General features: G+C 74.9%; 11 protein-coding genes and 1 pseudogene. 4 read left to right on the top strand and 8 right to left on the bottom strand.

Translation table 11 applies throughout. The annotated features are described in order from the left end of the window. Positions 1–125: 125 nt before the first annotated feature. A pseudogene (locus LIV55_RS13990) lies at positions 126–491 on the bottom strand (alpha/beta fold hydrolase); the annotation flags it as partial. Between LIV55_RS13990 and LIV55_RS13985 the strand changes: the two are divergent. Next, the gene (locus LIV55_RS13985) at positions 394–1,005 is read left to right on the top strand and encodes a helix-turn-helix transcriptional regulator (RefSeq protein WP_229300988.1); all 612 of its coding nucleotides are present in this window, start codon (positions 394–396) and stop codon (positions 1,003–1,005) included. The pseudogene LIV55_RS13990 and the gene LIV55_RS13985 overlap by 98 nt on opposite strands. A 38-nt stretch (positions 1,006–1,043) precedes the next feature. Here the strand turns inward: LIV55_RS13985 and pcrA are convergent, their stop codons facing one another. The 4 genes from pcrA to LIV55_RS17330 all read right to left on the bottom strand — a co-directional run bounded on the left by pcrA (position 1,044) and on the right by LIV55_RS17330 (position 4,549). Next, on the bottom strand, positions 1,044–3,476 hold the full coding sequence (gene pcrA / locus LIV55_RS13980) for a DNA helicase PcrA (RefSeq protein WP_123091184.1): 2,433 nt from the start codon (positions 3,474–3,476) through the stop codon (positions 1,044–1,046). A gap of 71 nt (positions 3,477–3,547) precedes the next feature. Continuing rightward, a complete protein-coding gene (locus LIV55_RS13975; RefSeq protein ID WP_068274254.1) occupies positions 3,548–3,940 on the bottom strand; it encodes a rhodanese-like domain-containing protein in 393 nt (130 codons plus the stop codon). Further along, entirely contained in the window at positions 3,937–4,434 is a 498-nt protein-coding gene (locus tag LIV55_RS13970) for a cupin domain-containing protein (protein WP_123091185.1), read from the bottom strand. The genes LIV55_RS13975 and LIV55_RS13970 overlap by 4 nt, the downstream gene beginning before the upstream one ends. Continuing rightward, complete coding sequence (locus tag LIV55_RS17330) at positions 4,409–4,549, bottom strand: putative leader peptide (protein ID WP_372430370.1); 141 nt, start codon at positions 4,547–4,549, stop codon at positions 4,409–4,411. Before LIV55_RS17330 ends, LIV55_RS13970 begins: the two co-directional genes overlap by 26 nt. Positions 4,550–4,652: 103 nt before the next feature. On the opposite strand from LIV55_RS17330, the gene ligD reads away from it, so the two are divergent. Genes ligD through LIV55_RS13955 form a run of 3 tightly spaced genes read left to right on the top strand, consistent with a single transcriptional unit; the run spans position 4,653 to position 7,455 of the window. Then, the gene (gene ligD / locus LIV55_RS13965) at positions 4,653–5,630 is read left to right on the top strand and encodes a non-homologous end-joining DNA ligase (protein WP_229300670.1); all 978 of its coding nucleotides are present in this window, start codon (positions 4,653–4,655) and stop codon (positions 5,628–5,630) included. Then, on the top strand, positions 5,627–6,451 hold the full coding sequence (locus LIV55_RS13960) for a uracil-DNA glycosylase (RefSeq protein WP_308012918.1): 825 nt from the start codon (positions 5,627–5,629) through the stop codon (positions 6,449–6,451). Before ligD ends, LIV55_RS13960 begins: the two co-directional genes overlap by 4 nt. Positions 6,452–6,456: 5 nt before the next feature. Continuing rightward, positions 6,457–7,455 carry a quinone oxidoreductase family protein gene (locus LIV55_RS13955; RefSeq protein WP_229300669.1) on the top strand — a complete coding sequence of 333 codons (999 nt, stop codon included), beginning with the start codon at positions 6,457–6,459 and terminating at the stop codon, positions 7,453–7,455. 78 nt (positions 7,456–7,533) lie between these two features. Here the strand turns inward: LIV55_RS13955 and LIV55_RS13950 are convergent, their stop codons facing one another. Genes LIV55_RS13950 through LIV55_RS13940 form a run of 3 tightly spaced genes read right to left on the bottom strand, consistent with a single transcriptional unit; the run spans position 7,534 to position 9,798 of the window. Continuing rightward, complete coding sequence (locus tag LIV55_RS13950; RefSeq protein ID WP_068273328.1) at positions 7,534–7,869, bottom strand: hypothetical protein; 336 nt, start codon at positions 7,867–7,869, stop codon at positions 7,534–7,536. 10 nt (positions 7,870–7,879) lie between these two features. Further along, positions 7,880–8,617, bottom strand: coding sequence for an NUDIX hydrolase (locus tag LIV55_RS13945; protein ID WP_192826135.1), 738 nt, complete (start codon positions 8,615–8,617; stop codon positions 7,880–7,882). Then, positions 8,614–9,798 carry a glycosyltransferase family 4 protein gene (locus tag LIV55_RS13940; protein ID WP_229300668.1) on the bottom strand — a complete coding sequence of 395 codons (1,185 nt, stop codon included), beginning with the start codon at positions 9,796–9,798 and terminating at the stop codon, positions 8,614–8,616. Before LIV55_RS13940 ends, LIV55_RS13945 begins: the two co-directional genes overlap by 4 nt. Between the last annotated feature and the right edge of the window lie 40 nt (positions 9,799–9,838).

The raw sequence follows: 9,838 nt of genomic DNA, 5'->3' as shown, positions 1-9,838 counted from the left end.
GGGCCCCCAGGGGACTCCCCCCCTGAGCGCCCCGGACCCCGGGGGGGGGGGCATGCCGGCGGGCCCCCCCGGGGCCCGGGGCGCCCCTCTCTCGCGTCCAGGGACGGACGTGCCCGTCGCAGGTCTCAGGCGGGGCTCGACGCCGCCGCCGCGATGACGGCGGCGAGCTCGTCCGGGCGGCTCCACATCGGCCAGTGACCGGTCGGCAGGTCGACGACGTCGACGGTCGTCAGCCGGGCGACGTCGGCGAACATCGGGTGCCCGCCACGTGCCAGCTCGAGCACCTGCGCGCTCGGGATCGAGCAGCACACGAGGGTGGTCGGCACGTCGTGCCGGTCGTCGTGCGTGAGCTCGACCGCCTGGCGGAGCACCGGGGCCGGCTCGGGGACCACCCTGGCCCGGAAGGTCTCGAGCACCTCCGGGCTCAGGCCCTCGAGGCTCGCCTGCTCGGCGAGGACGGCGAAGGGGGGCAGCTCCAGCTCCTCGACCCCCGGCGGCGGGTACGGGATGGCGGCCGGCGCGTCGCTCGCGCCCGTCAGCCTGTCGCCGGCACAGGCGGTGGCGCTCATGGCCGCCGTGTCCGCCGCCCCGGACGCAGATCTCGCCGCGGCGGGGGTCCGCAAGATCGTCGACGTGCTCGACCCCCGGACCCGGGCGCGGTCCCTCGAGCTGGCCGACCGCGTGTGGGTCGATGCGCCCCCCTCCCCCGCCCGGCGGGTCAGGTCGGCGCTGGAGGAGGCGATGGCCGAGCAGCGGGTCGTCCGCATCCGGTACACGTCGGCACAGGGGGTCACGACGACGCGTGACGTCGAGCCCGAGCTCTTCGCGTCCACCGGCGGCCGGTGGCACCTCGTGGCCTGGTGCCGGACCCGCGACGCGATGCGGTGGTTCACCGTGTCGCGGGTCGTGTCGGCCACCGTGACGCGGACCCCGTGCACCGGCCACACCGTCGCCGAGGTCGGCGAGCCCCCGCCGCACGCCCGTCCGGTCCACGGCGGCGGGTGAGAGCCGCTGGGACGACCCGTCGTCCTCGACGCCCGGGTCTAGAGCTTGGTGAGCGGCGCGTAGCGCAGGAGCAGGCGCTTGACGCCGGTCTCGCCCCCGAAGTCGACGTGCGCCATCGACTTCTCGCCCTCGCCCTCGACCCGCACGACGGTGCCGAGCCCGAAGGCGTCGTGCGTCACCCGGTCGCCGGCGTCGAGCGCGATGACCGGCCGGTTGCCCGGCGAGCGCACGCCGGGACGGGCGGCGAGCCGGGCCACGGCGGGCTCGCCGCGGCGCGCGACCGGCGAGGTCGGCCCCGTGCGCTCCCACTCGAGGAGCTCCTCGGGGATCTCGGCGAGGAATCGTGAGGCGGGGTTGTACTGCGGGGTGCCGAAGGCCGAGCGGACGCTCGCCCGCGACAGGTGGAGCCGCTCCCGGGCGCGGGTGATGCCGACGTAGGCCAGACGCCGCTCCTCCTCGAGCTCGCTCGCCTTGCCCAGGCTGCGCATGTGCGGGAAGGTCCCGTCCTCCATGCCGGTGAGGAAGACGACGGGGAACTCGAGCCCCTTCGCCGTGTGGAGGGTCATGAGGGTGATGACCCCTCGGTCCTCCACCTCGCCGTCGGGCTGGTCGGGGATCTCGTCGGCGTCGGCGACGAGGCTGACCTGCTCGAGGAAGTCGTCGAGGCTGATCTCCTCGCCGGTGGCGACCCGGGTCGCGTCGAACTCGCGGGCGACGGCGACGAGCTCGGCGAGGTTCTCCAGCCGGGTCTCGTCCTGCGGGTCACGGCTGGCGCGCAGCTCGTCGACGTAGCCGGAGCGCTCGAGGACCTCCGTCAGCAGGTCGCCGACTCCCTCACCGCTCTCGCGCACGCCCTGCAGCCCCTCGAGCAGCGAGGTGAAGCCGCGGATCGCGGTGAGCGAGCGGGTGACGAGCCCCGGCGCGTCCTCGGCGCGGCCGAGGGCGGCGACGAAGGGGATCCGCTCGCGCTCGGCGAGCTGGGAGACGGCCGCCTCGGCCCGGTCGCCGATGCCGCGCTTCGGCACGTTGAGGATGCGGCGCAGGTTGACGGTGTCGGTCGGGTTGGCGATGACACGCAGGTAGGCGAGCGCGTCCTTGATCTCGCGCCGCTCGTAGAAGCGCGTGCCGCCGACGACCTTGTAGGGCAGGCCGACGCGGACGAAGACCTCCTCGATGGCGCGCGACTGCGCGTTGGTGCGGTAGAAGACCGCGACGTCGCCGGGCTTGACCCCGTGCTCGTCGGAGAGGGTGTCGATCCGCGTCGCGATGAAGGACGCCTCGTCGTGCTCGTTGTCCGCGACGTAGCCGACGATCGCGTCGCCCGCACCGGACTCGGTCCACAGCCGCTTCGGGCGGCGCGACTCGTTGCGCTCGATGACGGCGTTCGCCGCGCGCAGGATCGTCTCGGTCGAGCGGTAGTTCTGCTCGAGCAGGATCGTGCGGGCGTCGGGGTAGTCCTGCTCGAACTCGGCGATGTTGCGGATCGTCGCGCCGCGGAAGGCGTAGATGGACTGGTCGGCGTCGCCGACGACGACGAGCTCGCTCTGGCCGACCGCGTGCTCGGCCGGCTCGTGGTCGGGGCTGCCGCCGACGAGGGTGCGGATGAGCATGTACTGCGCGTGGTTGGTGTCCTGGTACTCGTCGACCATGACGTGGCGGAAACGACGCCGGTAGTGCTCGGCGACGTCGGGGAAGGCCTGGAGGATGCCGACCGTCGTCATGATGATGTCGTCGAAGTCGAGCGCGTTGGCCTCGCGCAGGCGCCGCTGGTAGGCGGTGTAGACCTCGGAGAGCACCTGCTCCTGGTGCGTGCCGCCGGGCGCCTCGTCGTGCTCGCTGCCGACCCGGCGGGCGAAGTCCTCCTCGTCGACGAGCTCGTTCTTGAGGTTGCTGATCTGGTGGCCGAAGGAGCGCGGCGGGTAGCGCTTGGAGTCGAGGTCGAGGTCGCGCATGACGAGCGCGATGAGGCGCTGGCTGTCGGCGGCGTCGTAGATCGAGAAGCTGCTGCGCATCCCGACCTTCGTCGCCTCGCGGCGCAGGATGCGCACGCACGCCGAGTGGAAGGTCATGACCCACATCGCCTTGGCACGCGGGCCGACGAGGTCCTCGACCCGCTCGCGCATCTCGGCGGCGGCCTTGTTGGTGAAGGTGATGGCGAGGACCTGGCCCGGCTGGACCCCGCGGGCTGCCAGCAGGTGGGCGATGCGGTGCGTGAGCACGCGGGTCTTGCCCGAGCCGGCGCCGGCGATGATGAGCAGCGGGGAGCCCTCGTGGAGCACGGCCTCACGCTGCTGCGGGTTGAGCCCCTCGAGCAGCTCGTCGGGGTCGCGCCCGCCGGGGTGGGCGGGGTGCGTCCCCGCCCGGGCCGGGCCCTCGTCGGTCATCGCCCAGGTGGGCACGCCGGAGTCGGTCACGGCGGTGGACCAGTCGCCGGGGATCGCGTCGGGGAGGTCGTCGAAGAGGCTGCTCATCTCGGGTCCAACCCTACGTCGCGGCGCGGACAGCCCCGCCCACCGCGGGCGGGCGGGGCTCCCCCTTCGCCCTAGGGCCGGCGGACGGGCAGGCCCGCCTCGAGCCACGCGTCGAAGCCGCCGACGACATCGGCCGCGCGGTGGATGCCGACCTCGCGCAGGGTCTGCGCGGCCAGCGATGACGCGTAGCCCTGCTGGCACAGGACGAGCACCCGCAGGTCGGTCGACGCGATCGGCAGGCTGGCGCCCGAGGTGGGGTCGAGACGCCACTCGAGGACGTTGCGGTCGATGACGACCGAGCCCGGCCCTTCCGGCAGCTCGCCGGTGGTCTCGCGCTGCGAGACCGGCCGGATGTCGACGACGACGGCGCCGTCCTCGACCTCGCGCCAGGCCTCCTCGGGAGTCACCCGGTCGATCTGGGCCCGGGCGGCCTCGAGCCGCCCCTCGATGCCGGGGGTGCTCACCACGCCTCCCGGCGCTCGACACCGGCCGGGCGCAGCCGGCCGTCGACGAGGTCGTAGTGGGTCATCTGCTCCAGGGACGGCGAGTACGCGTGGATGCTCACGGCCTCATCCTCGCCAAGGTTGACGACGTCGTGGACGTGAGAGGCCCCGAAGGCGCGCCCGTCTCCGGCGCCGAGGCGCTCCTCCTGCACCTGGGCGACGCGGGTGCGCTCGGTGAGCGCGCCCCGCACGACGGTGAAGGCGCCGACCGCGCTGCCGTGGTCGTGCCAGCCGGTCGAGGTGCCGGGGGGCCAGCGGATGAGCCAGACCTGCAGGTGCGGGGCGCCCGCGAGCTGGAGCCAGGTGCGCTCGTGGGGGTCGGCGTCGGGGCGCGCGGTCGCCTCGTCGGCGATGCCGGGGCGGCCGGCGAAGAGCCGCGCGAGGCGCAGCAGCTGGACGGGGGTGAGGTCGCGGGCGTCGGCCGCGAGATCAGCGGTGGTGCTGGGGACGGGCATGGTCTCTCCTGGGGTGCGAGGTGTGCGGGCGGGGGCGAGGCCCCGGACACATCGCGGCGGAGAGGCGCATGAGGTCGACGTGCCGGCGTCGGTGCAGCGGCGTCGTCGAGGTCATGCCCCGATCCCACCACCCATCTCCTACCAAGTCAGTAGGCGTTCCGCATCGTGGACGCACCCTTCGCCGCCACCGAGCACGCCGCGGCTCCTACGCTGCCCCCATGGCCAAGGGAGAGCACGGCGAGGACGTCCATCTCGAGGTCGGCGGGCGCGACGTGCGCATCTCCTCGCCGCAACGGGTGTACTTCCCCGAGACGGGCGCGACGAAGCTCGACCTCGCGCAGTACTACGTCGCGGTCGGCGACGGCATCCTGCGGGCGCTGCGGGAGCGGCCGACGATGCTCCACCGCTTCCCGAAGGGGGTGTCGGGCGCGAAGGTGCACCAGAAGCGGCTGCCCCAGGGGGCGCCGCCGTGGGTGGAGACCGTGCGCCTGCACTTCCCGCGCTACGGCCTGCACGCCGACGAGCTGTGCCCGACCGAGCTGGCGCAGATCGTCTGGGCGGTGCAGATGAGCACCGTCGAGCTGCACCCGTGGAACGTGCGCCGCGCCGACGTCGACCGTCCTGACGAGTGGCGCATCGACCTCGACCCGATGCCCGAGGCCGGGCTGGACCGGGTGCGCGAGGTGGCCGGCGTCGTCCACGAGGTGCTCGACGAGCTCGGCATCGTCGGCTACCCGAAGACCTCGGGCGGCGGCGGGCTGCACGTCTACGTGCGCGTCGAGCCGCGGTGGGTGTTCGGCGAGGTGCGGCGCGCGGCGCTCGCCTTCGCCCGCGAGGTCGAGCGGCGCGCGCCCCAGCTCGTGACGACGACGTGGTGGCGCAAGGACCGCGACCCCTCCGCCGTCTTCGTCGACTACAACCAGAACGCGCGGGACCACACGATCGCCGCTGCGTACTCGGTGCGCGGCAACGCCCGGGCGACGGTCTCGACCCCGATCACGTGGGACGAGATCACCGACGTGGAGCCGCAGGAGTGCACCATCGCGACCGTGCCGGCCCGCTTCGCCGAGCTCGGCGACCTCCACGCCGGCATCGACGACGTCGCCCACGACCTCACCCCGCTCCTCGAGTGGGCCGAGCGCGACGAGGACGCGGGCGAGCAGGTGCCGCCCGACCCGGACGAGGACGACGCGTGACCCTCCTCCCCCACCCGGTGACGGGTGCCCCCTTCGCCAGCCCGGTCCCGCCGGGCACCGGCTGGCCCGGCGACCCGGCGACCGCGCAGACACCCGTCGCGCGCACGCCCGCCGGCGTGCGCCGGCTCGCGGCGACGCCCGACCCGGCCGAGCTGGCTGCACGGATCACCGTGTGCCGTGCGTGCCCCCGGCTCGTCGACTGGCGCGAGGAGGTCGCGACGACCAAGCGCGCCGCCTTCGCCGACCAGCCGTACTGGGGCCGCCCGGTGCCGGGGCTCGGCCCGCTCGACGCCCGGGTGCTCGTCGTCGGGCTCGCGCCCGCGGCGCACGGCGCCAACCGCACGGGGCGCAACTTCACCGGGGACCGCTCCGGCGACTGGCTCTACGCGGCGCTGCACCGCGCGGGCTACGCAAGCCAGCCGCAGTCGTGGGCCGCCGGGGACGGCCTCGAGCTCACCGGCGTGCGCATCGTCGCGCCGGTGCGCTGCGCCCCGCCGGCGAACAAGCCGACCGGCGAGGAGCGGGCGACCTGCGCCCCGTGGTTCGAGGCCAGCCTGCGCATCAGCGAGCCGCACGTCGAGGCGATCCTGTGCCTCGGCTCGATCGGCTGGGACGCGACCGTCACCGCGCTGCGCGGCGCCGGGTGGCAGGTGCCGCGGCCCAAGCCACGGTTCGGGCACGGCGCGCGGGCGGCCGTCGCGACGCCGTCCGGCCGACCGGTCGAGCTCGTCGGCTGCTACCACGTGAGCCAGCAGAACACCTTCACCGGGAGGCTGACGCAGGACATGCTCGACGACGTCCTCGCGTCTCTGCCAGGGTGAGCAGCATGACCGACATCCGTGCACTCGTCGCCACGTCCACCGGTGGGGGCGACGTCCTCGCCGTCGAGTCCCGGCTCGAGCCCTCCCCCGGACCCGGCGAGGTCGCGGTGCAGGTCGCGGCCGTCGGGGTGAACTTCATCGACGTCTACCAGCGCGAAGGGGTCTACCCGACGCAGACCCCCTTCGTCATCGGCAACGAGGGGGCGGGAGTCGTGCGCTCCGTCGGCGAGGGGGTCCACGACCTCACCCCCGGCGACCGGGTGGCGTGGCCCTTCACCCTCGGCTCGGCCGCCGAGGTCACCGTGCTCCCGGCGGCGCGGGTCGTCCCGGTGCCCGACGGCGTCGACCTCGAGATCGCCGCCGCCGCGCTGCTCCAGGGGCTCACCGCGCACTTCCTCACCCGCTCGACCTTCGAGGTCCGGCCGGGCACGCTCGCTCTCGTGCACGCCGCGGCCGGCGGCGTCGGCCGCCTCCTCGTGCAGATGATCACCGACCTCGGCGGCACGGTCATCGCCACCGCGGGCGGTCCGGAGAAGTGCGAGATCGCCCACGACCTCGGCGCGCGGGAGGTCGTCGACTACCGCGAGGCGAAGGGGGACGACCTCGCCTCCGAGATCCAGGGCGCCGCCCACCGCCTCGGTCGGGAGGACGGCGTCGACGTCGCCTACGACGGGGTCGGGGCCGCGACCTTCGACGCCTCGCTGGCCTCGCTGCGACCGCGAGGGCTCATGGTGCTCTTCGGCGGGGCGAGCGGCCAGGTGCCCCCCTTCGACATCCAGCGCCTCAACTCCGGCGGCTCGCTCTTCCTCACCCGCCCGACCCTCGCCCACCACATCGCGACGACCGAGGAGCTGCGCGGCCGCGCCGCCGAGCTGCTCGGCGCCGTCGCCGAGGGCCGGCTCGACGTGCACGTCGGCGGCCGCTACTCCTGGGACGACGCCGCGAGCGCCTACGCCGACCTCGAGGGCCGGCGCAGCACCGGCAAGCTGCTCCTGCTCCCCTGAGTCCCAGCACGCAGACGGGGACGAGATGCCGGGGGCGTCAGCGCTCCCCGATGACGAGGCACAGTCCGACGCGCGCGGTCACCAGAGGAAGGCGACGAGCGCGTTGACCACGGTGAGACCGGCCGCGGCGAGCATGAGCGGGCGGTGGCTCTCGCCACGGCGGGCGCGCGCGTTCGCGATCTCGGCGCAGGCGACGACGGCGAGCGCCACGAGCAGCTTCACGCCGATCTTCGTGTGGTTCAGGCTCGCGTCCTGCATCTCGAGGACGCCGACGAGCAGGAGCCCGATGAGCAGCTGGACCCGGGCAGCCCACACCTGGGTCGTGCGCCCGAGGGCCGCGACGAAGGGGGAGAGCACGATCGCCACCATCGCGATCATGTGCAGGACGTAGAGGACGAGGCGCAGGGCTTCCATGCCGCGGAGTTTACGGGCCGGGGGTATCGCCGAGGTGCCCGGCCTCGCGCAGCAGGAGCACGGTCGGCACGAGGCGCAAGGCGTCGACCTCGTCGAGCGGCACCCACCGGGCGTCAGCCGTCGAGCCGCCCACGTCGTGCACGACCGGGGCGCTCGGCGCGGCCACCCGGGCCCGGTAGACCAGGCGCACGGCGTGGAAGTCCTCGAGCGCACCGCTCGGCGCCCGCCCCACCCAGTGCTGCGTCTGCACGTCGAGCAGCCCGCCGATCTCGGCGTCCTGGCCGCTCTCCTCCCACACCTCGCGCACGAGCCCGGCGACCGGGTCCTCGCCGGGGTCGAGCCCGCCGCCGGGCAGGGTCCAGCGGCCGGGGGCGGCGTGCACCCGCGACGAGAGCTGGGTGAGCAGGAGCGCGCCCCCCTCGACGACGACGGCGTAGGCGGCGACCCGCTGGTGCGGCACGACCTCCTCGCCCGGTGCGAGGTCGAGACCGGCGTCGAGCGGCGCGACCGCCGGCACGAAAGGGGTGACCTCGCCACGACGGGCGGTCACCTCGATCTCGACGGTCTCGGGCTCGCCCGCCGGTCGGCTCGCGCCGAGCCAGCGCGGGTCGTGCCACCCCACCGCTGCGAGCGCGGCCCGCGGGTCCTCGCCGTGGCGAAGGGGGACGAGCGCGGTCGGGTCGCACTCGTCGAGCAGACCGGACGCTCCCCCGCCGTCGGCGCAGACCCGCAGCAGCACCCTGCTCATCGCGCCCCCGCCCGCTCGTACTCCGCGAGCACCTCGGGCAGGACGTGCGACCACACCTGCCGCGGCGGGGTGGTCCGGTTGTGCGCCGCCATCCGCGCGCGCAGGGCGTCGTCGGTGACGAGGCGGGCGACGGCACGCGTCAGCCCCGCGTCGTCGGGCACGAGCAGACCGGACACGCCGTCGTCGACGACGTCGTCCACCCCCGAGCCACCCATCGCGACGACGGGCAGCCCGGCGGCGCGGGCCTCGAGCACCGCGATGCCGAAGGCCTCGAGCCGGGTCGGCGCGAGGTAGCCGTCGGCGTCGGCGTAGAGCGCGCGCAGGTCCTCGCGGGGCAGCCGCCCGCGCACGACGACCTGCCCGGTGGGCAGCTCCGCGGCCCGGCGCTCGAGCCGGTCGCGCAGCGGGCCGTCACCGACGACCTCGAGCCGCGCCCGGTCCCCCAGCCCCGCGGCGACGAAGGCGTCGACGAGCTCGAGGGGCCGCTTGCGCGGGGCCAGCCGCATCGTCGAGACGAGCCGGACCGGCCCCCCGTCGCCCGCCGCCGACCCCCCGTCGCCCGCCGTCGACCCCCCTTCGCCTCCGGCTACCACGCCGTACTGGTCGTCATCGCGACCAGTACTGCGTGGTAGGTGGGGGCGCCACCGGTCGAGGTCGATCGCGTTGGGGAGCACCGCGACCTGCGTGCCCGCAGGGGCGGCGGCGCGCACCTGGCCCGCGGCGAAGGTCGACACCGCCGACAGCACCGCTCCCCGCCCGGTCCACCGTGCGAGCACCCCCGACGCGCGGTACAGCGCCGCCGCCCGGTGCAGCACGCAGTGCCACGTGATCGCCGTCGGCAGCCCGAGACCCGTGCTCACCCGAGCCGCGTCCCACGCGAAGGGGCTGACCACCCCCACGTGCACGTGCGCCACGTCGAAGCTCCCCGCCGCCAGCCGGCGGCGCAGCTCGGGCACCGCGAAGGGGTTGACCGGCACCCGCAGCAGCGGCTCGGCGAGGCGGTGCACCCGCACCGGGCCCTCCTCGACGTCGCCGCGGGACTGCCCCGCCGCGCCCGTCGTCGCCGTGAAGACCTCGACCTCGTGACCGTCGTCGACGAGATGCGCGGCGAGGTCGGCGACCTGCGACTCGATGCCCCCGACACGCGGGGGGTAGCAGTCGGTGAGCAGGGCGACCTTCACGGGTGCCAGGGTGCCACGGCCGGGTGTGGGAGGGTGTGGC

Origin of the sequence: Janibacter melonis, from assembly GCF_020567375.1 — a bacterium.
Lineage (GTDB): Bacteria > Actinomycetota > Actinomycetes > Actinomycetales > Dermatophilaceae > Marihabitans > Marihabitans melonis.
The sequence above is the reverse complement of the archived record's forward strand: the minus strand, read 5'-3'. Positions and strand labels throughout refer to the sequence as shown.